This is a genomic window from Pseudomonas ulcerans (genome assembly GCF_036324125.1).
GTDB lineage: Bacteria > Pseudomonadota > Gammaproteobacteria > Pseudomonadales > Pseudomonadaceae > Aquipseudomonas > Aquipseudomonas ulcerans.
Genome location: NZ_JAZDQN010000048.1, coordinates 1 through 23,784, shown reverse-complemented (window position 1 = coordinate 23,784; position 23,784 = coordinate 1). Strand labels below are relative to the sequence as shown.

Annotated in this window: 19 protein-coding genes; 14 read left to right on the top strand and 5 right to left on the bottom strand. The window is 65.5% G+C overall.

The annotated features are described in order from the left end of the window. Window positions 1-69: 69 nt before the first annotated feature. The 9 genes from V0R59_RS27545 to V0R59_RS27505 all read left to right on the top strand — a co-directional run bounded on the left by V0R59_RS27545 (window position 70) and on the right by V0R59_RS27505 (window position 7,949). Window positions 70-1,017, top strand: coding sequence for a DUF1853 family protein (locus V0R59_RS27545; RefSeq protein ID WP_330077716.1), 948 nt, complete (start codon window positions 70-72; stop codon window positions 1,015-1,017). Window positions 1,018-1,185: 168 nt separating this feature from the next. After that, a complete protein-coding gene (locus V0R59_RS27540) occupies window positions 1,186-1,734 on the top strand; it encodes a cytochrome b (protein WP_330077715.1) in 549 nt (182 codons plus the stop codon). Window positions 1,735-2,071: 337 nt separating this feature from the next. Further along, complete coding sequence (locus V0R59_RS27535; protein ID WP_330077735.1) at window positions 2,072-2,746, top strand: SDR family NAD(P)-dependent oxidoreductase; 675 nt, start codon at window positions 2,072-2,074, stop codon at window positions 2,744-2,746. A gap of 73 nt (window positions 2,747-2,819) precedes the next feature. Continuing rightward, window positions 2,820-3,950 carry a hypothetical protein gene (locus V0R59_RS27530; RefSeq protein ID WP_330077714.1) on the top strand — a complete coding sequence of 377 codons (1,131 nt, stop codon included), beginning with the start codon at window positions 2,820-2,822 and terminating at the stop codon, window positions 3,948-3,950. Next, on the top strand, window positions 3,950-5,176 hold the full coding sequence (locus V0R59_RS27525) for a hypothetical protein (RefSeq protein WP_330077713.1): 1,227 nt from the start codon (window positions 3,950-3,952) through the stop codon (window positions 5,174-5,176). The genes V0R59_RS27530 and V0R59_RS27525 overlap by 1 nt, the downstream gene beginning before the upstream one ends. A 2-nt stretch (window positions 5,177-5,178) precedes the next feature. Beyond that, window positions 5,179-5,802 carry a 2OG-Fe(II) oxygenase gene (locus tag V0R59_RS27520; protein ID WP_330077712.1) on the top strand — a complete coding sequence of 208 codons (624 nt, stop codon included), beginning with the start codon at window positions 5,179-5,181 and terminating at the stop codon, window positions 5,800-5,802. A 65-nt stretch (window positions 5,803-5,867) separates the two neighbouring features. Continuing rightward, window positions 5,868-6,767, top strand: a complete 900-nt coding sequence (locus tag V0R59_RS27515; RefSeq protein WP_330077711.1) for a DMT family transporter — start codon at window positions 5,868-5,870, stop codon at window positions 6,765-6,767. Window positions 6,768-6,830: 63 nt separating this feature from the next. Beyond that, the gene (locus tag V0R59_RS27510) at window positions 6,831-7,592 is read left to right on the top strand and encodes a class I SAM-dependent methyltransferase (RefSeq protein ID WP_330077710.1); all 762 of its coding nucleotides are present in this window, start codon (window positions 6,831-6,833) and stop codon (window positions 7,590-7,592) included. A gap of 42 nt (window positions 7,593-7,634) precedes the next feature. Then, window positions 7,635-7,949, top strand: a complete 315-nt coding sequence (locus V0R59_RS27505) for a hypothetical protein (RefSeq protein WP_330077709.1) — start codon at window positions 7,635-7,637, stop codon at window positions 7,947-7,949. Here the strand turns inward: V0R59_RS27505 and V0R59_RS27500 are convergent. From V0R59_RS27500 to V0R59_RS27490, 3 genes are all read right to left on the bottom strand, one after another. Then, window positions 7,876-9,285 (bottom strand): aminotransferase-like domain-containing protein, encoded by a 1,410-nt coding sequence (locus V0R59_RS27500; RefSeq protein WP_330077708.1) that lies wholly within the window; start codon window positions 9,283-9,285, stop codon window positions 7,876-7,878. The two genes, V0R59_RS27505 and V0R59_RS27500, sit on opposite strands and share 74 nt — an antisense overlap. 98 nt (window positions 9,286-9,383) lie before the next feature. Beyond that, a complete protein-coding gene (locus V0R59_RS27495) occupies window positions 9,384-10,271 on the bottom strand; it encodes a 1-aminocyclopropane-1-carboxylate deaminase/D-cysteine desulfhydrase (RefSeq protein ID WP_330077707.1) in 888 nt (295 codons plus the stop codon). A gap of 145 nt (window positions 10,272-10,416) precedes the next feature. Continuing rightward, window positions 10,417-12,453 (bottom strand): NADPH-dependent 2,4-dienoyl-CoA reductase, encoded by a 2,037-nt coding sequence (locus V0R59_RS27490; protein WP_330077706.1) that lies wholly within the window; start codon window positions 12,451-12,453, stop codon window positions 10,417-10,419. A gap of 179 nt (window positions 12,454-12,632) precedes the next feature. On the opposite strand from V0R59_RS27490, the gene V0R59_RS27485 reads away from it, so the two are divergent. Continuing rightward, window positions 12,633-13,742 (top strand): carbon-nitrogen hydrolase family protein, encoded by a 1,110-nt coding sequence (locus V0R59_RS27485; protein ID WP_330077705.1) that lies wholly within the window; start codon window positions 12,633-12,635, stop codon window positions 13,740-13,742. Window positions 13,743-13,746: 4 nt separating this feature from the next. Then, a complete protein-coding gene (locus V0R59_RS27480; protein WP_330077704.1) occupies window positions 13,747-14,787 on the top strand; it encodes an AraC family transcriptional regulator in 1,041 nt (346 codons plus the stop codon). A gap of 270 nt (window positions 14,788-15,057) precedes the next feature. Here the strand turns inward: V0R59_RS27480 and V0R59_RS27475 are convergent, their stop codons facing one another. Further along, window positions 15,058-15,918 carry a DUF2242 domain-containing protein gene (locus V0R59_RS27475; RefSeq protein WP_330077703.1) on the bottom strand — a complete coding sequence of 287 codons (861 nt, stop codon included), beginning with the start codon at window positions 15,916-15,918 and terminating at the stop codon, window positions 15,058-15,060. 223 nt (window positions 15,919-16,141) lie between these two features. On the opposite strand from V0R59_RS27475, the gene V0R59_RS27470 reads away from it, so the two are divergent. From V0R59_RS27470 to V0R59_RS27460, 3 genes are all read left to right on the top strand, one after another. Then, window positions 16,142-17,800: a cyclic peptide export ABC transporter gene (locus tag V0R59_RS27470; protein ID WP_330077702.1), complete on the top strand. Its 1,659-nt coding sequence runs from the start codon at window positions 16,142-16,144 to the stop codon at window positions 17,798-17,800. Between the two features lie 208 nt (window positions 17,801-18,008). Then, entirely contained in the window at window positions 18,009-20,447 is a 2,439-nt protein-coding gene (locus V0R59_RS27465) for a TonB-dependent siderophore receptor (RefSeq protein WP_330077701.1), read from the top strand. A 271-nt stretch (window positions 20,448-20,718) separates the two neighbouring features. Further along, a complete protein-coding gene (locus tag V0R59_RS27460; RefSeq protein ID WP_330077700.1) occupies window positions 20,719-22,962 on the top strand; it encodes a TonB-dependent siderophore receptor in 2,244 nt (747 codons plus the stop codon). A 57-nt stretch (window positions 22,963-23,019) separates the two neighbouring features. On the opposite strand, the gene V0R59_RS27455 is transcribed toward V0R59_RS27460, so the two are convergent. Further along, window positions 23,020-23,322 carry a hypothetical protein gene (locus V0R59_RS27455; RefSeq protein WP_330077699.1) on the bottom strand — a complete coding sequence of 101 codons (303 nt, stop codon included), beginning with the start codon at window positions 23,320-23,322 and terminating at the stop codon, window positions 23,020-23,022. Between the last annotated feature and the right edge of the window lie 462 nt (window positions 23,323-23,784).

Here is a 23,784-nt window from a genome sequence, read left to right as displayed (position 1 = left end):
AGCACGGTTGTTAAGCGCCGATTATGGGCCAGTGCCCCGGCCTGCGGCAAACGGGGCTATGCTCGCTGGATGAATCCGTTCGCCGCCCTCCATGCCCTGCCCCGCCATCTGCACCAGCCTGCGGTGCGCGATCTGGCCTGGGCTCTGCTGTCGCCGCCGCTGCTGGCCAGCGCGCCCTGGCCGCAACGCCATCCGTTGAGTGCCAGCGACTGGGTCGAGGATCCGCAGCAGTTGCATGACTGGCTGCAGCGTCTGGATCAGGACCCCGCGCCGCTGCTGGACTGGCTGGCGCGTTCGGCCAGCCGGCGCCTGGGCCTGTACTACGAGCGGCTGTGGCAGTTCGCCTTGCAGCAGGCCCCCGGCGTAGAACTGCTCGCGGCCAACCTGCCGATCCGCCAGGGCGGGCACACCCTGGGCGAGTTGGACATGGTGCTGCGTGACCGCGAAGGCGTGCATCACCTGGAACTGGCGATCAAGCTCTACCTCGGTCCGGACGCGGGCGACGGCCGCGATCCGGCGCAATGGCTCGGCCCCGGCTGCCACGACCGCCTGGACCGCAAGCTGGCGCACCTGGCGGAGCACCAGCTACCCATTTCCAGCCGTCCGGAAAGCCGCGACGCCCTCGCTGGCCTGGGGCTCGACCAGGTCGAGGCGCGCCTGTGGCTGGGTGGCTACCTGCTGTATCCCTGGGCGGTGCCTGGCGTCTCGCCTGCGGGTGTGCACCCCGAACATCAGCGCGGACGCTGGCTGCACCAGCGCGACTGGCCGGCCTTCCATGCGGCCAGCGCCCCCGGAAGCTGGCAGTTGCTGCCGCGCCAGGCCTGGCTCGGGCCGGCGCGGGTCGCGGCGGACGAGGTCTGGAGCGGGCAGTACCTGCATGACTGGCTCGCCGCCCTAGATCCCCAGGCCCAGGCGCAGTTGATGGTGCGCCTGGTGCCGGGCGCGGATGGCGACTGGCATGAAGCGGAGCGGGCGTTCCTGGTTTCGGACCATTGGCCGCAACTGCCGGCTGCCTGACCGGCCTGCAATGGGCATGGATATCGACACATCTCAACGAAGTCGCGGACCCTGACCGAGATGTGGAGATGGGCCAGCCCCACATCAAGGCAACGCAATATCCGATGGTTTAGAGTGAAGGAACAGCGCCAGCAAGAGCGCAATCCCTGACCTGAAGAGGAATGTTCCATGAGCCTGACCAACACCCGGGAGCGCTACGGCAGCCTGTCCGTGACCCTGCACTGGCTGATGCTGGTGCTGCTGGCGGCGGTGTACGCCTGCATCGAGTTTCGCGGCCTGTTCCCCAAGGACAGCCCCGAGCGGGAATTGATGAAAACCCTGCACTTCATGCTCGGCCTGACCGTGTTCCTGCTGGTCTGGCTGCGCCTGTTCCTCAAGCTGACCCGGCCGACCCCGCGCATCGTGCCCGCCCCGCCCGCCTGGCAGACCGGCCTGGCGCACCTGGTGCACTGGCTGCTCTACGCATTGATGATCGGCCTGCCCCTGGCCGGCTGGACCATCCTCAGCGCCGCCGACAAACCGATCCCCTTCTACGGCTTCGAACTGCCGGCGCTGGTCCAGCCCGACAAGGACCTGGCCCGCACGGTCAAGGGCTGGCACGAATGGTGCGCCACCCTCGGCTACTGGCTGATCGGCCTGCATGCCGTGGCCGGGCTGTACCACCACTATGTGCGCAAGGACAACACGCTGACGCGCATGCTGCCCGGCAACGACTGAAACACGCCGGGACCCTGTGGGAGCGGGTTTACCCGCGATGACGTCGGTGAATTCACTATCGTCATCGCGGGTGAACCCGCTCCCACAAGTCCGCGCTCTGTCCCCCTCTTCCAACTGTCATGGTCTCGCGACCAGACAGTTTGGCGCTCCCCCTCTACCGCTGTACCGGTACATCCCCCGCCGCTGTTCCTAATCTGCACGTGTTCATCAGGCACGGACGCTTCTGTAACTGCAACACCCCCACCTGAAGTGCAATAAAAAGGAGCAGCAATTGAAAACTGATGAAACGGTCGTCGTCACCGGAGTGACGTCTGGCATCGGGCTGGCTTGTGCCCGGATGCTCATCGCGCAGGGATGCAAAGTCATAGGAATCGGACGTCGGAAAGAGCGGCTGGAACAATTGGCCGATGAATTCCACGGAAACTTCCACGCACTGGACTGCGATGTTCGCGACAGTCTTGTGCTGAATCGAAAGTTGAATGAACTGCCCGACGAATTTGCCGCTGTCAGCAAACTCGTGAATGGCGCCGGACTGTTGCAAGGCCAGGGAACTTTACTGGATGTCAGTGACGAGCAGATATCCACCATGCTCGACACCAATATCCACGGCCTGATCAACGTGACCCGCGCGGTACTGCCGAAACTGATCGCCAGCGGTCATGGCCACGTGGTCAACCTGACCTCCATCGGTGCCCACGTGCACTACCAGGGCGGGCATGTGTACGCCGCCTCGAAGGCCTTCGTCGATCACTTCGGGCGCTGCCTGCGCACCGAGCTGGTGGGCCGCCGGGTGCGCCTGACCAGCATTGCGCCGGGCAAGACGCGCACCGAGTTCGCCCTGGTGCAGTGCGCCGGCGACCAGGCCAGGGCCGACCGGGTGTACAGCAGCCTGACCCCGCTGGAAGCGGACGATGTCGCCCGCGCGGTGCTCTGGGCCCTGCAGCAACCGGAACACGTGAATATCAACCTTATCGAACTCATGCCTGCTGACCAGGAACTTTCGTATCGGTGATTCCATGAGCCAATCTCTCGCGAAGTATTACGTCAGAAACAAACTTACCCATAAGTTGATCAGCAAGCGTGTGTTGTCGCCGATTTCACTTTCGCAACAACCGCCGGCCGACCTGGTCAAGGCACTTTGCATCGAAGATGAAGTTTCCCGGTTGTCGGCGGTGTATTCCCGCTTCCAGCAGGATGATGATGAAAAGACCGGTTTGCCGCGTTATATGCCGTTCTATCGTTTCATCCAGTCGAAGTTCCCCGGCTTTCAATGGCAAGTGCGCAATAGCGAAGGCAGGAAGACCCTGATCCTGGACAAGCCTTATATCAACCAAAGTCGCCCGTCACTGTTGAACCTGTTGTTGTGCGCGGTCAACGACAACACCGTCACCACCCCGGCACTCAAGGTGCGCTACCCGGCCATGACAGTTCTGCCGGACGCCCTGGTGGTGGACCTGGAACGCGCCTTCGAGCGCCTGTCGTTCACCAGCTCGGCGCCGCACTTCATGGCCCGCTTCGCCGAAACCCTGGCCAAGGGCCTGGCCGGCGAAACCATCACCCTGGTCTCGCCGGTGTGCCCGGACTACGGCTACGAAAGCAAGAACGGCCGGCTGCGCTACACCTTCGACCACCTCGGCGAAGGCATCGGCCTGGTGGCCAGCCGCGTGGTCAAGACCCTGCCCGACCTGCAGGCGGTACTGCGCAAGCACGGCATCGACGCGCGCATCGCCATCGGCGGCGGCGACTTCGAAGGCTTCGACGAGTCGACCCTCAACCGTCTCAAGGAAACCCGCGAAGGCTTCGCCCGCAAGCTGCGCATCAGCCAGGCCAAGATGCTCGACATCCTCGGCCCGCAGACCGAGTCGATCATGATCGCCGAGGCCGTCGGCGGCGAAGCGCAATGGCGCGCGCTGACCGCCGACGCCGAACAGCGCCTGGCCAATCGCGACAATGGCTGCATCGTCGACAGCGACCTCGACTACGCCGCGATCTTCAATGCCCGGCTGCCGCTGTACCAGGCCTGGCACCAGAACCGCAGCAACGAGGAGCTGATGCGCATCCTCTACGCCCAGGGCGCGGAGTATGCGGCCATCGGCCAGGTGTTCGCCGGGCAATGGCGCAACCCGATCGTGATCGGTGCCGACCACAACCGCATGCAGCCGTTCTACTGGCTGTACAGCGACATCCCTGTCCTTTACCTGACGCGGGTGTACTGATGAGCCAGCGAGAAACCACTCACTACTGCCAGTACGGCCCCCAGGGCAATGTCCGCGCCAGCTACGCCCACCTGCCGTTCCAGCCGCTGTGGACCTGGCTGACCGGCAAGGGCCAGGCGCAGGACACGGACACGCTGAAAGCGCGGATGGAACGGACCGGCGAACGCTTCCTGCAGGTTCACCTGTTGCTCACCTGGGCGACCATGATCGGCCTGGTGCTGCTCGGCAAGGCGGTGCTGGACGGTGCCTTCAACCCGCTGCTGTCGGTGCTGCTGGTGCTGGCCGCCTGGGTGCTGATGGTCAACCGCCTGCGCAGCATGCAGGCGACCTTCCACTACCTGACCCATGGCGCGGTGCTCAAGGACAAGGCGCGGGCCCAGCGTTACGCCCGTTTCTTCCTGACCACGCCGCTGCTGTACCAGGACTGGGACACCTACAACCAGAGCCATGTGCGCGAGCACCACAACATCCATGTGTTGTGCACCGACATCGACCCGGACCAGTGCTTCATCCAGGCGCAGGGCTTTCACCCGGGCATGGCGGAACCGACCTACTGGTGGCGGGTGATCAGCACGCCGTTCCGGCCGACCTACCTGCTGCGCCAGTGGCGCGGGACGCTGAACGATTGCTTCGTGCGGCCACCGCGCGAGGAAGTGCGCTTGCGCCTGGTGTTCTGGGGCGCCCTGCTGGCCCTGCTGTGGGCCAGCGACTGCCTGGCGGCGTTCGGCCTGATCTACGTGATCCCGCGGGCCGTGCTGTTCGAGCACTCGATGTGGCTGCAACTGTTCACCGAGCACCTGTGGTTCTACCAGCGCGAATCCGGACGGGGCGACAAGCCGCATTACGGACGCCTGACCTGGGGCCGCTTCCAGGGCCGCCGGCCACCCCGCGGCGGACTCGCGGCCTGGGCTGCCTGGCTGCTCAAGGGCCTGCTGCTGGACGTGCCGGTGCGCCTCTACGTGTACCCGCAGGACCTGCCCAACCACGACGCTCATCACCGCCGCCCCAACGTGCATTACCGGCATATCGCCGACTACCGCGCCAGCATCGAGCAGCAGCCGTCCAGCTACGGCCCGTTCCTCGAAGTCTGGGGCTTCATGGCCGGGCTGTACCTGATCCGTGACCACATGTGCCGTGGCGTGCGCGAGCCTTTCGGGCCGCTGCAAGCCGCTGCCGACGAACCGAACGACACGCTGTACCCACTCGCCGATTCTCAAGGAGCCTGATCATGCAAGAGACGATTCAAACGGCAAGCCAGCAACTGAACAGCAGCGCCTACGCGGCCCTGAATGCCGCCCAGCTGTTCTCCCGGGAAGACCTGGCCTACATGGAAGAAGCCTGCCAGGTGATCCCCAAGACGATCATCGAGATCGGCGACGTGGGCGAGCAGAACTTCCTCTCGGTCGGTCGCTTCATGGAGGACCAGAAGGGCCAGCTGCCGGTGTACCGCAACGACCCGTGGGGCAAGCGCGTGGTGGAGATCCTCTCGTCCGGCAAGAGCCGCGAGTTCTTCAACGGCATCATGGGCGGCGAGTGCTACATCCGCCGCTGCCAGGCCAACAAGCTGGAAGCCGGCAACTTCATCGGCAAGCACATCGACACCTACAGCAACCTGGAATACCGCTACTCGGTGGTGATCCAGTTCGGCAAGGACTATGACGGTGGCGAGTTCTTCGTCGACTACGACGGCAAGGAAGCCCTGCTCAAGACCGGCTATGTCGACGTGCTGATCAACCGCTGCGAGATCCCCCACGGCGTGCGCAAGGTGGAAAGCGGTACGCGCACTTCCCTGGTGTTCTTCCTCAGCACCAGCCCGCTGGACAAACCGAACCTGAACAACAAACAGATCTGACCGGCGTGCGCATCCGCCCATGCGGGGCGGATGCCTTACCGGTAAAGCCAGAAGGAACCGTTGCAATGACGCAAAGTACCGTCGCCAGCTACCAAGACACCAAGAACCAGGACCTGCAGGCCTATTTCCTCGGGCTCATCTCCGTCGCCGCCTTCGCCATGACCCTGCCGGCGGCGAAGATGCTCGCCGGTGACCTGAGCGCCCTCCAGGTCGGCTTTTTCCGCTCCGTACTGGCGGCGTTCGCGGCGATTCCGTTCCTGATCATCGGCCGGGCCAAGCTGCCCAACGGCTCGCAGATCAAGCGCATGCTGCTGACCTCCACCGGCATCGTCTACGGCTTCCCGGTGCTCACCGCGCTGGGCATGCAGTACGTGCCGGTCAGCCACGGTGGCGTGGTCCTCGCCGCCCTGCCGCTGTCCACCGCGATCTTCGGCACCCTGATCACCGGCACCCGGCCGTCGAAAGCCTTCTGGGCGGTGTCGAGCCTGGGCTTCCTCACCGTACTGGCCTACACCGTGGTCAAGTCCGACGTGCAGGACATCTACATCGGCGACCTGGCCCTGCTCGGCGCGGTGCTGCTGGCCGGCTTCGGCTATGCCCAGGGCGGCGCGCTGTCCAAGGAACTGCCGGGCTGGCAGGTGATGTGCTGGACCCTGGTGGTCAGCCTGCCGGTGCTGCTGCCGGTGAGCCTGTTCCTGTACGACGGCGAGACCATCGCCAACCTGCCTGGCCAGGGCGTCGCCGCGCTGCTGTTCCTGGCCCTGATCAACTCGCTGCTGGGCTTCTTCTCGTGGAACCGCGCCCTGGCCCTGGGCGGCATCCAGCGCATCAGCCAGCTGCAACTGCTGCAGCCGTTCTTCACCTTCGGCTTCTCGATCTGGCTGATGGGCGAGACCTGGAACTGGCTGACCCCGGTGGTGTGCGCCGTGGTCATCGTCCTGGTGTGGCTGTCCAAGCGCATCTGAACACCGCGCGCGCCGGGGCTGCCGGCGCGCGTCTTTCATCCCTGTACCGATGGAATTCCCGTGATGAGTGCTCCGAGTTTTTTCCGCCCCGGCACCGAGCCCACCGAGCCACCGCCGCCGTGCATCGTCCACCACGCCGAGGGCGTGGTGAGCCTGCTGGCGCCGCAGGTGGGCGAGCGGATCCTGGATATCGGCTGTGGCGACGGCTGCCTGAGTGCGCAACTGGCCAGCCAGGGCGCCGAAGTGGTCGGCTTCGATGTCAGTCCGGAACGGGTGCTGGCTGCCCGGGCCCGGGGCCTGGAGGTCAAGCGCGGCAATGCCGAGGAGCTGTATTTCCATCAGGAATTCGATGCGGTGTTCAGCCATGACGCCCTGCACGAGATGCAGCACGCCGACCTGGTCGCCTGCGGCGCCTTCATGGCCCTCAAGCCGGGCGGGCGCTTCGTCGGCGAGTTCGCCGGCAGCGGCCATGCCGCACTGGTCCGCCGCGCCCTGCAGGGCGCGCTGGAGCGCCGCTCCATCGAGCCGCGGGGCCTGGAGCAGGCCTACCTGCCCACGGCCCACGAGTACCAGATGGTGCTGGAGCAGGCGGGTTTCCACGTCAACCACATCGCCTGGTTCGAGCAGCCCTTGGTCCTCGACCGGCCCATCGGCGAATGGCTCGAACACTGCTACGGCCAATACCTGCGCGCCGTGCCGCTGGCGCTGCGCCCGGCGTTTCTCGAAGAAGTCAGTGAAGAACTGGTCGGCGACCTGCTGGATTCCTGCGGGCGCTGGACCGTCGATGCAACCCGGCTGCGGTTCCGTGCCCAACGCAAGGCCTGAACCATGACCGACCTTTCAATCAGTCGAAGCGGGATCAACCACATGCCCATGCAAACCAATGGATTGGCGCTGAAGTCCTTCTATGCCGACAGCCGGATCTGGTCCGGCCAGGACGGCAAGCCGCTGTACTGGATCGACGACCTGAGCCTGGCGGTCAACGGCTCGGAAATTTCCGAGGATTCGATCATCCCCAGCCTGCGCGACAACGACGTGGTGCAGATCCTCAATGGCGTGATCTATTCCTTCGAAGACCTGGGCAAGGTGAGCACGCTGGCGGACTACTTCAAGCGCTGGCAGTTTCGCTGCATAGATGGGCATCGAGGAATTGCCGGAAACGCGGGTCGTTACAGTGACTGACGTTGAGGCGCAGGTACTGGTCGTAGGCGCGGGTATTGCTGAACAGTGAGCCCGGCGCCAGGAAGATGCGCTCGTCGTGCGCCTGCTCGATCAGCCGGCGAAGATCCACCTGCGCAGGGAAGCGCGCCCAGAGGAACAGGCCTTCGGCGGTCCCTTCCTCGAATTCCACGCCCATCTTGCCCAGCCACTCCTGGGCGCGGGTACGTTCCTGCATGACCCGTTGGCGCAAGGCATCCAGGTGATGCTGGTAGCGGCCTGACTCCAGGGTGTAGGCGACGATGGTCTCGTCCAGCGACGAGCCGCACAGCACGTTGTACATCTTCTGTTCCACCAGGCGCTCGACGAACGCCGGCGGCGCGACCACGTAGCCGAGCCGCAACGCGGGGCTGAGCACCTTGCTGAAGCCACTGAGATAGAAGGTCCGGCTCCACTCGTCGAGGCTGCTCAGGCGCAGCGTCTGCTTGGCGCACAGGGCACCGAAGATATCGTCCTCGACGATATGGAAATCGTATTTCTGCGCCAGCGAGAGAATCTTGAAACCCTTGGCCGGCGAGGTGTTGCCGCCAGTGGGGTTGTGCACCAGGGTCTGGGTCAGGAACAGCTTGGGGCGGTACTGGGCCACGATCGCTTCCATGGCTTCCAGGTCAGGTCCATCAGCCGTGCGCGGCACGGTGATGATGTTGAAGTCGCGGTCCTTGATCAGCTTGAGCTGCAGCAGCAGGTAGCTGGGGTCTTCCACCAGCAGGTAGTCGCCGGGCTCGAGCATCATGCTGCGGATCAGGGAAAAGGCATGGGTGGCGCCGATGGTCACCACGATCTGGCTGCTGGCGGCGTTGATCTGCAGCTCCCGCAGCTTCTTGGCGATCACCGAGCGCAGTTCCTGGCTGCCGGCGGCCGGGGCCGGCACGCTGCACGACAGCGTGCTGCGGATCAGCCGCCCGGTGACCGAGGCCGGCACCGCATCCACCAGCCAGGACGGCGGCAGGTAGCCGGAGCTGACCGGGGTGTCGTACTGCGACGGGTCCAGCGCACGATAAAGGAAGCCGGCGTGCAGGCTGGACGGCGGGACCATGCGTTCCGGGTCCTTGCTGCCGGCAGGCCCGGTGGGAAGGATGTAGTAGCCGGCGCCGGGGCGGGACTCGATGATCCGCTGCGCGACCAGGTCTTCGTAGGCGCTGCTCACCGTGAAGATGCTCACGCCCAGTTGCTTGGACAGTGCCCTGACCGAAGGCAGGCGGCTGCCCTGGACCCACTGGAAGGCGTCGATGCGGCCGATGATTGCGCTGCGGATCTGGTCTACCAACAGCACCTTGCTGTTGCGGTCTATCTCGAACATTGCCCTTCCCTACTGAAACGGTCGCCGCCTGAAAAGGCTCATGGCCTTTTACTGTCAGATTACACCAGTCCCCGGAGTTTCCTGATCAACGCCGGTGTTTAATTTCCCCGGCGGCCCTGCAATCCGCCGGTATGCACGAAGATCAGGCGGGTGCCGCGACGAACGGTACCGGCCAGCACCTGATCGTGCAGGGCCAGCAGGGCCTTGCCGGTGTACACCGGCTCCAGCGGCACGCCGGATTCGGCTTCGCAGCGGGCGATGAAATCCAGCAGTTCGGCGTCCGTGCGGGCGAAGCCTCCACGGCTGGCGTCGTGCAACCGGTAGTTCGCCAGGTGGCCGGTCAGGGCCGGGACTGTCTGCTCCACGCCATGGCCCGGCGGTACCGCCAGGGCACCGTGGACCCGGTGGGCCCCGGCCTCGGCCAGGACCAGTCCGGCCAGGGTGGTACCGGTGCCCACCGCCAGCCACCAGGCGTCGTAGTCGTCCCAGCCCAGGGTCGGCAGTTGCGCTTTTGCCTGCTCGACGATCAGCGCGCAGCCTTTGGTACCCGCCATGCCGCCACCGCCCTCCGGCACGCAGTGCCAGCCGGGATAGCGTTCCTGCCAGGGCTGCCAGAAACCGGGCTGGTTGCGCGCGCGGTAGCCGCCGTAGCCGAGCCAGTGCAGGTGCATGCCCAGGGCTTGCAGGTCGCGCACGGTCGGGGTGTCCCGGGGTTCGCCGCGCAGCAGGCCGACGGTGGCGAAGCCGAAACGCTGGCCGGCGGCGGCCAGGGCATGGAGGTGATTGGAGTGGTTGCCGCCGAGGCTGATCAGGCCCGGCGCCTGGTGGTGCCGGGCGAGGCGCAGGTGCTCGTGGAGCTTGAACCATTTGTTGCCGCTGATCAGCGGGTCGATCAGGTCGAGGCGCAGGATGGCGGCGTCGATGCCCGAGGCCTGGAGCCAGGGGAGTGTGAGCGGTTGGAGTGGGGCTTGGGGAAGATCGAACATAGCGCGAGTTTACAGGCGACCGATGCCCCTGTGGGAGCGGGTTTACCCGCGATTGCGATGGTGGATTCACTATTGCAATCGCGGGTAAACCCACTCCCACAGGATTCTGTTCCCAATCTTGAAATCGGAGGTCGGGCGCTTTACGTCACAGCCCCGCCGCCAAACGCGAGCCCTGGTTGATCGCCCGCTTGGCATCCAGCTCCGCCGCCACATCGGCACCACCGATCAGATGCACCGACTGCCCCGCCGCGACCAATCCGTCATGCAGCTCGCGCAGCGGATCCTGTCCGGCGCAGATCACCACGTTGTCGACCGCCAGCACCTGCGGTTCGCCCTCGCCAACGCGGATATGCAGGCCGGCATCGTCGATGCCCAGGTACTCGACGCTGTTGAGCATCTGCACCTGCTTGTTCTTCAGCCCGGTGCGGTGGATCCAGCCGGTGGTCTTGCCCAGGCCGTCGCCGACCTTGGTCTTCTTGCGCTGCAGCAGGTACACCTGGCGCGCCGGGGCATGCGGCTCGGGCTTGACCCCGGCGACCCCGCCACGGGCTTCCAGACCGCCGTCGATCCCCCACTCTTTCCAGAACGCCTCGCGGTCCTGGCTGGTGGCCACGCCCTGGTGGACGAGGAACTCGGACACATCGAAACCGATACCGCCGGCACCGATCACCGCCACCCGCTGCCCCACCGGCTTGCGCTGCAACAGCACGTCAAGGTAGCTCAGCACCTTGCCGTGCTCGATCCCCGGGATCGCCGGCAGGCGCGGGGCGATGCCGGTGGCGAGAATGATTTCGTCATAACCGCCGGCCGCCAGCTGGGCGACATCGACCCGGGTGTTCAGGCACAGCTCGACGCCCGTGGTCTGCAACTTGCGCCCGAAGTAGCGCAGGGTCTCGTAGAACTCTTCCTTGCCCGGCACGCGCTTGGCCACGTTGAACTGGCCGCCGATCTCGCCGGCGGCATCGAACAGCACCACCTGGTGCCCACGCTCGGCCGCCACGGTGGCCGCCGCCAGACCGGCCGGGCCGGCGCCGACCACGGCGATGCGCTTGACCTGGCTTACCGGGATGTAGTTCAGCTCGGTCTCGTGGCAGGCCCGCGGGTTGACCAGGCAGGTGGTCAGCTTGCCGCCGAAGGTGTGGTCCAGGCAGGCCTGGTTGCAGCCGATGCAGGTGTTGATCTCGTCGGCGCGGCCTTCGGCTGCCTTGTTGACGAAGTCCGGGTCGGCGAGGAACGGCCGGGCCATGGAGACCATGTCGGCATCGCCCTCGGCCAGCACACGCTCGGCGACTTCCGGGGTATTGATGCGGTTGGTAGTGATCAGCGGGATCTTCACCGCGCCGCGCAGCTTGGCGGTCACCTTGCTGAACGCCGCCCGCGGCACCTTGGTGGCGATGGTCGGGATGCGCGCTTCGTGCCAGCCGATGCCGGTGTTGATGATGGTCGCCCCGGCCTTCTCGATGGCCTGGGCCAGTTGCACGATCTCTTCCCAGTTGCTGCCGCCTTCCACCAAATCGAGCATCGACAGGCGGAAGATGATGATGAAGTTCGGCCCTACCGCCTCGCGCACCCGACGGACGATCTCCACCGCCAGGCGCATGCGGTTCTCGTAGCTGCCGCCCCAGCGGTCGGTGCGCTGGTTGGTGTGGGCCGCGAGGAACTGGTTGATGAAGTAGCCTTCCGAACCCATGATCTCGACGCCGTCGTAGCCGGCGCTCTGCGCCAGTTGCGAGCAGGTGACGAAGTCGGCGATCTGCTTCTCGATGCCTTCCTCGTCCAGCTCCTTGGGTTTGAACGGGTTGATCGGCGCCTGGATGGCGCTCGGTGCCACCTGCTTGGGGCTGTAGGCGTAGCGCCCGGCGTGGAGGATCTGCAGGCAGATCTTGCCGCCGGCCTCATGCACGGCCTGGGTGACGATCTTGTGCTTCTCGGCTTCTTCCACGGTGGTCAGCTTGGCCGCGCCGGAATACACGCCGCCCTCGACGTTCGGCCCGATGCCGCCGGTGACCATCAGGCCGACACCGCCACGGGCGCGCTCGGCAAAGTAGGCGGCCATGCGCTCGAAGCCGTCGGGCTTCTCTTCCAGGCCGGTGTGCATCGAGCCCATCAGGGTACGGTTGCGCAGGGTGGTGAAGCCGAGGTCGAGCGGCGCGAGCAGGTGCGGGTAGTGAGCGGCGGTCATGATGATCTCCACGCTGAATCACGGAATGCGGGTGCCTCGATGGGCCCCGTCGGTTGGTATGGAGCCGACATTAAAGGCCGCCCCGTCGCCGCTCAATGACCGAAAATGACAAGTTATTGATCCAAACGCACCGAGGCGACTACCCTAGGGGCGAATTCCTTCCCGGCCTTGTCCGCTCCATGCGCAAACTGCTTTCCGGCGCCCTGGCGCTCGTTCTTCTCGCCGCCCTCGGCGGCTACATGCTCTGGGCCGAGCAGCGCCCCGAGGGTCACTACCTGTCCGACCTGCGCGTCGAGCTGGCGCTGGACCAGGGCGTGCCCAGCGGCCAGGGCAACCTGCTCGGCATCGAGCCGCTGCTCTACCCCGGCGACTACCAGAACCTCACCCGCCTGCACCGCAAGCTCGCCGCCTACCTGGAACAGGCGCGGATCAAGGGGCTGGTGAACGAGCGCACGGTGGTGGTCCTGCCCGAACATATCGGCACCTGGCTCTGGGCCCGCGGCGAGAAACGCGAGCTGTACCAGGTCACCCGCCTGCGCGAGGCGTACCAGTGGCTGGAACTGAGCAACCCGCTGCGCTACGGCCTGGCGATGGCCAGCGCCGAAGGCGACGACCGCCGTGCCGACGCCCACCTGCGCATGAAGGCCGGGCAGATGGCCGCCGACTACCAGAAACTGTTCGGCGACCTGGCCCGCGAGTTCGGCGTGACCCTGGTGGCCGGCTCCATCGTCCTGCCCGAGCCCTACCTTGACCACGGCGTCCTGCGCACCGGCTCCGGCGCCCTGTACAACAGCAGCCTGGTGTTCGCCGGCAACGGCACGGTGCTTGGCGAGGTGCAGCGCCAGCAATACCCGGACAGCAACGTGCGGCGCTTCATCAGCGCCGGCACGGCACACCCGCCGCAGGTCATCGACACCCCCGCCGGACGTCTCGGCGTGCTGCTCGGCAGCGACGGCTGGTACCCGTCCAGCTACGCACGCCTGGCCAGCCAGGACGCGCAGATCATCGCCAACCCTGCCTTCGTCAGCGACTGGCACGGCCCCTGGCGCGGCAACCGCCATCAGCCACAGGCGGCCGACCTGCTGCTGCAACCGGGTGAAACCAGCGAAGAACAGGCCTGGTACCGGCTCAGCGAAAGCACGGTGCCGGCGGGCGTCGCGAGCATGAGCGTGTTCCTCCGCGGACAGTTCTGGGAGGTTCGCGGCGAAGGCCTGGGCTTCGCCAATCTCAATGGCCTGTATCACGCCGGCGACGGCCGTGGTGCGCGGCTGCTCAACCTGTGGCTGTAGCCAGATGAACCGGCCACGGGTGCGCCTGGGGGATCTGTCGGTGGGCTTTATCCAGAGCCTGCAACTGGCCCTCGACGAACGCGGCGAAGACCCTGCGCCACTGCTGGAACGCTATGGCCTGACCACGGCGCGCCTGGCCGAGCCCGGCGCGCGCCTGTCGATCCCGCGCTACATGCACCTGGGCCACGCCGCCATCGCCCAATGCCGGGAGCCGGCGCTGGGCCTGTGCATGGGCCGCCTGAGCCGTCTCGGCCAGGCCGGGCTGGCCGGCATCACCGCGGCCCAGGCGCCGACCCTCGGCGAGGCGGCCCGCACCCTGCTGCGCTTCGAACCGCTGTATGCGGCCAACTACCGCGGGCAATCGCGTTTCGACGAGGACGCCCAGGGCGCCTGGCTGCGCTTCTACTCCATCAGCCCGTACAACGCCTACAACCGCTTCGTGGTGGACTCGTTGCTGTCCGGCTGGCTGGCGCAGCTGTCCGACCTGGTGGGCCAGCCGGTGCAGGCCGAGCGCATCGAGATCGAATTCGACAGCCCGGCCTATGCCGAGCGCTACCAGGCCCTGAGCCTGGCACCGGTGCAATTCGCTGCGCCGACCAACCAGTTGCGCCTGAACCGCGCCAGCCTCGACCTGCGCAACCCCGCCCACTGCCCCAGCACCTGGCAGCACCTGTTGCAGTTGTGCGAGCAAGAGCTGCAGGAACGCACGCGTATTCGCAGCCTCGCCGAACGCATCGCCCACCTGCTGGGGCCGCTGCTCAACGGCGGGCGCGAGCCGGACCTGGAAGAAGTGGCGCGGCGCCTGCAGCTACCGACCTGGACCCTGCGACGCAAGCTGGCCGAGGAAGGCACGCAGTTCCGCGCCATCCTCAACGACACGCGGCGGGACCTGGCGATGAGCTATATCCGCGATACCGAGCTGGCGTTCGGCGAGATTGCCTATCTGCTGGGGTTTGCGTCGGCGGAGGCGTTCCAGCGGGCGTTCAAGCGCTGGAGCGGGGTGACGCCGGGTGAGTTCCGGCGAAGTCAGCGCCGAGTGGGATAAAAGGCGACCAACAAAAAAGGGCCAGTGCTTGCACTGGCCCTTTCGTTCAAATCCGTCACAGCTCTGTCGCATCGTCCGCCGGCTCGGGTACATCCATTTCCGAGGCGTGGAATTCGAGAAGTTCTTCCTGGTAGTCGTCCATTGTCTGCTCCGTTTCTTCGTCTGTTCGTGTCTGTGTCCTGAGTCACCCTAAAGTGCACGGGTGAAGGAAAAATGACAACAGCGTGCAGGAAAATAAACGAAGCAGGTGTAACAGGATTTATCCCCGGGTTAGAGCGTTGGCGCGCTGTTGCCGTCGGTCGGCGCCGCCGGAGTTTCCACCGCAGGCACGGGCGCCGCTTCGGTCGGCGCCGGAGCGACCTGCTCGGCACTGATCGGCGTGGCCTCGGCGGGCGGTGCGATCGGCTGCGAACCCTGGCTGTCATCCACCGCCGGTGCGGCCTGGGTTTCCACCACGGGCGCGGCGACCGGCACAGGGGCGGCGGCTTCGGCCTGTGGCGCGGCCAGGGCAGCCGGCGCCGGCGCGGTGCTTTCCGGCACGCCCAGCTCGACTGCCGGCTTTGGCGGGGCGACCGGGGCAGGCTCGGCGGCCGGTTGCTTCGGCACCGGCGGCAGGAAGCTTTCCACCAGGGCGAAGTAGCGCTCGTAGAACTTGGCCGAGGTCACCGTCTCGCTGGCCACCTTGACCATCGAATCGTCGCTGGAGCCGATCGGCATCGACACCGAGCCCAGCACGCCCACCCCCAGGCTCGCCGAGGTGTTGGACTTCTTCAGCGCGTAGCGGTCCTGCAGGGCGTTGGCGAACACGGTGGAGCGCTTGTCGCCGCCCATGTCGTCGGCGCAGACCACGTTGAAGCTGATCTGCATGTGGCTATCGCCGGTCTGCTGGAAGCTCTTGTTGCCGTTCACCTGGCCCTTGTCGGCCGTGGTGATGATGTAGCCCTGGCTCAGCAGGGCGCGCCGCGCGGCTTCGCAGGAGCCGGCTTCGCTGACCGGAAAGCTGCGGGAAAAGGTGCCCGAATCATCGAAGTTCTCGTGTTCGTAGATGGCAGCCTTCTTCGAGGAACACCCGGCGACACCCGCCAGCACAAGGGCCAGCCCGAGCGCACCGCAGACGGTTGACTTAGACATTGCAAATCCTGGAGGGGAAAAACGATCGGCGCCTATTGTGCTACAGCTCGCCGGGCACTGAAACCGCCAGGGCGGCAATCGGCGACAGAATTCATCTGTCCGACCTGCGGCACGCTGCGCCGCGCCGCTAAATTTCCGCCGTGGCGGCTCGTCCTCTCCCTGACGGCCCACTCCCTCCTGTGCGCATTCCAGGCGCAACGGCCATGATCCGAGAGACCACTGCATGACCCTGAAGACTGAAAGCCTGGCCCGGGAAACCCTGCGGATCCTCAAGCCCTACTGGTGGCTGGTGGTCCTCTCCACCGTGCTGGGGATGGTCAGCGGTCTGAGCGTCACCGGCCTGCTGGCCACCATCAACGACGCCATGGCCCGCGAGGGCGGCCCCGGCATCGACAGCGCCCTGCTGTTCGCCGGCCTGTGCCTGCTGACCCTGGCCTGCTCCACCGGCTCCAGCCTGCTGAGCAACCGGGTCGGCCAGCGCGTGGTGGCCAACCTGCGCCGCGAGCTGGCGGCGAAGATCCTCGTCGCGCCCATCGAGCAACTGGAACGCTACCGCTCGCACCGGCTGATCCCGGTGCTGCTCAACGACGTCACCACCCTGAGCAACTTCGCCCTGTCGGTCGCGCCGATGGTCATCGCCTTTACCGTGACCCTCGGCTGCCTGAGCTACCTGGCCTTCCTGTCCTGGCAGATCCTCGGCCTGACCCTGCTCACCGTGGTCATCGGCGCCGGCGCCCAGTACCTGGCGCACCAGGCCGGCATGCGCAGCATCCTGCGCGCCCGCGACGGCGAGGACGAGCTGCAGAAGCACTACCAGGCGATTTCCGCCGGGGCCAAGGAACTGCGCATCCAGCGCCGCCGCCGCCAGCACCTGCTCAACGAACAGATCGGCGGCACCACCGAGCGCATCTGCGCGGCGAACATCCGCGCCGCCGGGATCTTCGTCAGCGCCGAGACCTTCGGCTCCATGCTGTTCTTCGCCGTCATCGGCATCGCCATCGCCTTCCAGGCGCTGTGGCCATCCACCGACAAGACCGTGCTCGGCGGCTTCGTCCTGGTCATGCTGTACATGAAAGGCCCGCTGGAGCGGCTGATCACCACGCTGCCGATCATCTCCCGGGCCAGGATCGCCCTGCGCCGCATCGCCGAGCTGTCGTGGAAGTTCTCCTCGCCCGAGCCGCACCTGCTGGTCAGCGACCGCCCGTCGGCCCTGGGCCCGATGCACAGCCTGGAACTGCGCCGCGCGCGCTACGACTATCCGCCGGTGGAAGGCGTCGAATCCTTCCACCTCGGCCCCATCGACCTGCATATCAAGCAGGGCGACATCGTCTTCATCGTCGGCGAGAACGGCGGCGGCAAGACCACCCTGATCAAGCTGCTGCTGGGCCTGTACACGCCGCAGCAGGGCGAGATCCTGTTCAATGGCGAGCCGCTGCGGGCAGAACAGCTGGACGACTACCGCCAGCTGTTCACCACCATCTTCGCCGACTACTACCTGTTCGACGACCCGCTGCCCGGCGACGCGCCGCTGCCCGCCGACGCCGGCAAGTACCTGGAACGCCTGGACATCGCGCACAAGGTCGGCATCCGCGACGGCGCCTTCACCACCACCGACCTCTCCACCGGCCAGCGCAAGCGCCTGGCGCTGATCAATGCCTGGCTCGACGAACGCCAGTTGCTGGTCTTCGACGAATGGGCCGCCGACCAGGACCCGGCGTTCCGCCGGGTGTTCTACACCGAGCTGCTGCCGGAACTGAAGGCCCAGGGCAAGACCATCATCGTGATCTCCCACGACGACCGCTATTTCCCGGTGGCCGACCAGCTGGTGCGCATGGAGGGCGGGCGCATTCGTGTCGAACAGGTGGAAGCCGTCCCCGCCTGATCCCCTTTCTCCGCCCTTCAACAGGGCCCCTCACCCGCTCCGGCCCCGCCGCAGCGGGCAAAACTATTTCCATCGCGGAATATGAAAATATTTAGAAATAGATATCATTAACGTTGTTCATCTTGCCATTATCCTGACATCAACCCTTCATCGATGCCCCAGGGTTCCCCCATCCACCGCTTCCATGTCCATGGAAGGCACTCGGTTCATGCAGAGAATGCAACGACGCGCCTCGCTTCCCCTGGCCTTGCTGCTGAAGCACCTGTTGCGCCTGCGCCCGGCGCCACTGCTGGCCGGCGGGCTGCTGGGCCTGGCCGCCGTCCAGGTGCAGGCCCAGGAAGTCAGCTTCGATATCCCCGCGCAACCGCTATGGAGCGCATTGCAGGAATGGGGCCGGCAGAGCGACCTGCAGGTGCTGGTCAACCCCGACGACATCCAGGGCAAGACCAGCCCCCAGGTCCGCGGCCGCTACTCCCCGGAGCAGGCCGCGCACCTGCTGCTGCGCAACACCGGCATCGACTTCAGCCTGGTCGGCGATACCCTGACCCTGCAGATGTACCCGACGACGACGCTGCTCGACATGGCCCCGACCTCGATCAGCGCCGAGCCGATAGAACCGACCACCGAGGGCAGCGGCTCCTACACCACCCCTGCCCTCACCATCGGCAAGTCCACCCAGTCGCTGCGCGAGACACCGCAGTCGGTAACGGTGATGACCCGCCAGCTGATGGACGACCGCAACCTCACCAGCCTCGACCAGGTCCTGGCGCAGACCCCGGGCATGACCTTCGGCCAGCGCAACTACGGCTCGCACTTGTACCTGTCGCGGGGCTTCGTGGTCAGCAACGAAAACTACATGATGGACGGCATCCCCGGGCAGGCCTACAACCCTACGGCCTGGATGCCCAACGACATGGCCATCTACGACCGCGTCGAAGTCCTGCGTGGCGCCGCCGGCCTGCTGCTGGGCGCCGGCAGTCCGGGTGGCGCGGTCAACCTGGTGCGCAAGCACGCCACCACCGAGCCGCGCCTGTCACTGATCGCCCGCGCCGGTTCCTGGGACAGCTACCGCCTCGACCTGGATGCCGGTGGCAAGTTCAACGACACCGGCACCGTGCGCGGACGCCTGATCACGGCCTACGAGGACAAGGGTTCCTACCTCGACGAAAAATCATCCACGACGCCCTTGCTCTACGGCATCGTCGACATCGACCTCGACGACGACACCACCCTGACCGCCAGCCTGCGCCAGCAGTCGAGCAAGGTCCGTGGCTATTCGATCTTCGGCCTGCCACGCTACAGCGACGGCAAGCCCCTCGATGTGCCGCGCGCCACCGCCCTGGTCCAGGACTGGAACCTGTACCAGTCGCAGATCACCGAGGTGTTCGGCGAAATCACCCACCGCTTCAACGACGACTGGAACGGCAAACTGTCGTTGATCCACTCCGAGGGTGGTTTCCATCAGTCGGCCGCCTACGCCCGTGGCATCGTCGACCCGCTGACCGGGACGGGCGCGGCCTTTCGCGGGGTCGAGTTTCGCCATACCGATATCGACAGCACCGGCATCGACAGCGTCCTCGACGGGCATTTCGAGTTGTTCGGCCAGTCCCATCAGGTCACTACCGGGGTCAACTGGTCACGCCAGGATGTCCTGGAAAAACGCGCACCGATGGCGCTGAACATTCCCATCGACCTGTCCGACGTCGATCACCAGGCCTTCGCCAAGCCGGCACGCCCGGCGTGGAAGTCGATCAACCGCAGCGTCGACGAGCGCCATGGCGTGTTCACCAAGGCCAACCTGCACCTGAGCGAACCCTTCAGCCTGATCCTCGGGGCACGGGCCAGCTGGTATAGCTACGACTTCGACTACCGCACCGGCGGCGGTGATTTCGATGCCCGCCAGGAGGGACGGATCACCCCGTTCGCCGGGGTGATCTACGACCTCGACGAGGACTGGTCGTGGTACGCCAGCTACACCGACATCTTCCAGCCGCAGAGCGACTACCGTACGGTCAGCGGCTCGATCCTCGACCCGGCCATCGGCAAGAGCTACGAAACCGGCCTCAAGGGCGAGCTGCTGGACAAGCGCCTGAACGTGGCGATGGCGCTGTTCTACATCCGCCAGGAAGGGGTCTTCGCCATCGACAGCAGCAGCGACGGCAAATGCCTGACCAACGATGTTGCCGGCAGTTGCTACGTGAACGGCACCGTGGAGCGCAGCCGCGGTATCGAGCTGGAAGCCAGCGGCGAAGTGCTGCCCGGTTTGCAGGTGCTGGCCGGCTACACCTTCAACCTGACCCACAGCAGCGCCGGCGGCCCGGTCTCGGCGGAAACGCCGAAGCACATGCTGCGCGCCAGCACCTCGTACACCTTGCCCGGGACCTGGAATCGCCTGAGCCTGGGGGCCGGCGTGTCGGCGCAATCCGGCTACACCACCGACAGCAACAGCACCACGGCGTACGGCTCGCCCGGCCATGCCGTGTGGGACGCGCGCATCGCCTTGAAGCTGGACCAGCATTGGACGGTCTCCCTCAACGGCGACAACCTGTTCGACCGCACCTACTACACCTCTGCCAGCGGCCTCGACCGTGGGAATATCTTCGGTGATCCGCGCAGCTACACGCTGACCTTGCGCGGCGATTTCTGACCCTTTCGCTTCGCCCCCTGCCCCACGCCCGCAACACTGCAAGCCCTTCGGGATCTGCCAGCCTTCCGTCGCCAAAAAACCGACGATCTCCCGCCATCACGCCGGCTTCGTCAGAAAATTCTGAAAAGTGAAAATTCCGTTAAATCCTCGCGCCTGCGACTCGTTCTCTACATCGACAAAACGCGCTCCCGCACCCTCGTCCAGTGTCCCGAGCCGTTGACTCCGCGACGCCAACACTCACGACATAACCATTAGAACGAGTTACCAGCACATGCACACACCGTCCCGACTCACTCCCCTCAGCAGGGCCTTGCTGTTGCGCCAGGCCGCGTTCGGCCTCGCCCTGACCCTGCCGTTCGCCGCCCAGGTCATGGCCGAGGACGTGAAAGGCAAGACCGAAACGACAGCCGCCGAAGAAAACTCGAAGGCAGTGAACCTGGCGCCGACGGCGATCAATTCGCAAGTGCTGGGCACCACCACCGAGAACACCGGCTCCTATACCACCGGGGCAGTGACCATCGGCAAATCGGCGCAGTCACTGCGCGAGACGCCGCAGTCGGTGACGGTGATGACCCGTCAGCTGATGGATGACAAGAACCTGACGACGCTGAGCGAGGTGCTCTCGAAAACCCCTGGCATGTCGTTCAGCCAGCGCAACTTCGGCTCTCACGTCTTCCAGTCCCGCGGCTTCGTGCTGAACGAAGAAAGCTACCTGATCGATGGCATTCCCGGTCAGGCCTACACCCTGACTGGCTGGATGGCACCGGACATGGCGATCTACGACCGGGTCGAAGTCCTGCGTGGCGCGGCCGGCCTGCTGGTTGGCGCCGGCAACCCGGGTGGCGCGGTCAATCTGGTGCGCAAGCGTCCCACCAGCGAACCGCAGTTCTCCATCACCACCCGTGCCGGCTCCTATGACAACTACCGCGTGGACCTCGACGGCAGCGGCAAGCTCAATGACTCCGGCACCCTGCGGGGTCGCATGGTCGCCGGCTACGAGGACCGGGGATCGTACATCGACGAACTGAAGTCGAAGACGCCACTGCTCTACGGCATCCTCGAAGCGGACCTGGCCGAGGACACCACCCTGACCATGAGTCTGCGTCGCCAGGAAAGAAGGACCGACGGCTATTCGATCTGGGGCCTGCCGCGCTACAGCAACGGGCAGAACCTCGACATTTCCCGCTCTACCGCGCTGGTCCAGGACTGGAACCACCTGAACACCAACACCACCGAAGCCTTCGCCCAACTGGACCATCGCTTCAACGAGAACTGGAGCAACAAGACCTCCGTGACCTGGTCCAAGAGCGACCTGGACATGGTGGCTGCGTACGGTAATGGCGCGATCAGCCCGACCACCAATACCGGCTCGGTATTCCGCAACGTCGAGTTCCGCCACACCAATATCGAAAGCGTAGGTGTCGACAGCTTCATGGAAGGCCACTTCGACGCTTACGGCCTGTCGCACCAGGTCACCGTCGGCGCCAACTGGTCGCGCCAGGAGCTGACCGAGCGACGTGCCCCGTACTCCCGCTCCGCCGCCGACGCAATCCCGATCAACATCTTCGACGTCAATCACAACGCCTTCGCCAAGCCGGCTCGCCCCGCCTGGTCGCTGAAGTCCAACTCCATCGACGAACGCTCGGGCCTCTATGCCAACGCACGCCTGCACCTGACCGAGCCACTGAGCCTGGTACTGGGCACGCGAGTCAGCTGGTACAAGTTCGACTACGACCAGCAACTGGGCCCCGGCAACGACTACGTCACTCAGCAGAACCGCGAAGTCACGCCGTTCGCCGGCCTGATCTACGACTTCGCCGAGAACTGGTCCTGGTACGCCAGCTACGCGGACATCTTCAAGCCGCAGAACGACCGTACCTACAGCGGCTCGCCACTGGACCCGGCCATCGGCACCAACTATGAAACCGGGATCAAGGGCGAACTGTTCGACAAGCGCCTGAACGTCTCGGCGGCCCTGTTCTACATCAAGCAGGAAGACCTCGCCGCCAACGATCCGGACCCGACCCACGACTGCCCGACCAACCCAAGCGGCTTCTGCCAGGTCAACGGCACGATCCAGCGCAGCAAGGGCATCGACCTGGAAGCGAGTGGTGAAGTCTTGCCGGGCCTGGAAGTCCTGGCCGGCTATACCTACAACCGTATCGTCAGCCCGGAAGGCACGCCGCTGACCGTCGACACACCGAAGCACATCGCCCGCATCAGCACCAGCTACACCCCGCAGGAAGGCGAATGGAACCGTCTGACCCTGGGTCTCGGCGTCTCCGCGCAATCGGGCTTCAAGAACGAGCTGGTCGGTGGCACCGACTACGGTTCTCCAGGTCGCGGCATCTGGGATGGCCGTATCGGCTGGAAGCTGGACGAGCACTGGAAGGTCAACCTGACTGGCGAAAACCTCTTCGACCGCAAGTACTACACCGTGGCCGCCGGCCTCAACCGCGGCAACGTCTGGGGCGATCCACGCACCTTCATGCTGACCCTGCGCGGCGATTTCTGATCGCCTGAGCCAGCAGCGAAAAAAGGGCCAGTCAGGTGATCTGACTGGCCCTTTTTTTCATCGGCTCGCGGCCGCCCGACGCAACTCGACTGCGGTCAACAGCGAGCCAACCAGCGCCTGGGCGATCTCCAGCGACTGCTGGGTCGCCCACAGCAGGTCGCCATACTTGCGGTCGGCCAGGTCGCACAGTTGCAGGTTGGTTTCGGTCGCGGACCTCAGGGCCGACGCCACATGCATCAGGGCGTCATCCACATGGATGCCGGGGCAGACGGCGAACAGTGGTGCGTGGCTGCGGTGGGTGGTGGCGAAGTGGGTGTGGGTGGTGGTGAGCTGTGGTGGATCGGGGACGTTCTTCTTCATGGCTTGAACCCTATATCGGTTTCCGGAGGCCGCCACGAATGCGCTGCTAAACGAAAGGGTGGCGACTGTACGCGGGTTAGCAGACCGGAGATATAGGAATCCGGCGCACCCGAAGGTGCCCACGCGCACAGCCGCCATCGAGGTCGCTGGTGCGCCTATATCTTCATCGGACTGCTAATCCGTGTCGTCGATTTCGCAACGACCGGCGAAGACTAGGTAGCGTTTCCCAAGGACGCAACCACCAAGCGGGGTGCGGCAGTATGCTTGGGAAATTGCCTACAAAGAAGTCGGATATGGGTGAAGTTTTCCGGGCAAATGCAACAGGTTATGAGCGAACTGGCGCTTCGTCATCCTGATGCTTCGCCGAAGACCTCAAGGACGACGCGTACCCTGTGGGAGCGGGGGCACCCGAGATGGCGGGCGCACGCTGGAACGCCCGGAAGCTGGGGCGCCCCCGCGCCC

Coding starts and splice junctions, on each gene's coding strand:
- V0R59_RS27505 (WP_330077709.1), top strand. CDS start 7,635: ATGCCCATGCAAACCAATGGATTGGCGCTGAAGTCCTTCTATGCCGAC.
- V0R59_RS27485 (WP_330077705.1), top strand. CDS start 12,633: ATGCGCAAACTGCTTTCCGGCGCCCTGGCGCTCGTTCTTCTCGCCGCC.
- V0R59_RS27545 (WP_330077716.1), top strand. CDS start 70: ATGAATCCGTTCGCCGCCCTCCATGCCCTGCCCCGCCATCTGCACCAG.
- V0R59_RS27470 (WP_330077702.1), top strand. CDS start 16,142: ATGACCCTGAAGACTGAAAGCCTGGCCCGGGAAACCCTGCGGATCCTC.
- V0R59_RS27525 (WP_330077713.1), top strand. CDS start 3,950: ATGAGCCAGCGAGAAACCACTCACTACTGCCAGTACGGCCCCCAGGGC.
- V0R59_RS27465 (WP_330077701.1), top strand. CDS start 18,009: ATGCAGAGAATGCAACGACGCGCCTCGCTTCCCCTGGCCTTGCTGCTG.
- V0R59_RS27495 (WP_330077707.1), bottom strand. CDS start 10,271: ATGTTCGATCTTCCCCAAGCCCCACTCCAACCGCTCACACTCCCCTGG.
- V0R59_RS27510 (WP_330077710.1), top strand. CDS start 6,831: ATGAGTGCTCCGAGTTTTTTCCGCCCCGGCACCGAGCCCACCGAGCCA.
- V0R59_RS27490 (WP_330077706.1), bottom strand. CDS start 12,453: ATGACCGCCGCTCACTACCCGCACCTGCTCGCGCCGCTCGACCTCGGC.
- V0R59_RS27540 (WP_330077715.1), top strand. CDS start 1,186: ATGAGCCTGACCAACACCCGGGAGCGCTACGGCAGCCTGTCCGTGACC.
- V0R59_RS27455 (WP_330077699.1), bottom strand. CDS start 23,322: ATGAAGAAGAACGTCCCCGATCCACCACAGCTCACCACCACCCACACC.
- V0R59_RS27535 (WP_330077735.1), top strand. CDS start 2,072: ATGCTCATCGCGCAGGGATGCAAAGTCATAGGAATCGGACGTCGGAAA.
- V0R59_RS27480 (WP_330077704.1), top strand. CDS start 13,747: ATGAACCGGCCACGGGTGCGCCTGGGGGATCTGTCGGTGGGCTTTATC.
- V0R59_RS27475 (WP_330077703.1), bottom strand. CDS start 15,918: ATGTCTAAGTCAACCGTCTGCGGTGCGCTCGGGCTGGCCCTTGTGCTG.
- V0R59_RS27520 (WP_330077712.1), top strand. CDS start 5,179: ATGCAAGAGACGATTCAAACGGCAAGCCAGCAACTGAACAGCAGCGCC.
- V0R59_RS27460 (WP_330077700.1), top strand. CDS start 20,719: ATGCACACACCGTCCCGACTCACTCCCCTCAGCAGGGCCTTGCTGTTG.
- V0R59_RS27515 (WP_330077711.1), top strand. CDS start 5,868: ATGACGCAAAGTACCGTCGCCAGCTACCAAGACACCAAGAACCAGGAC.
- V0R59_RS27500 (WP_330077708.1), bottom strand. CDS start 9,285: ATGTTCGAGATAGACCGCAACAGCAAGGTGCTGTTGGTAGACCAGATC.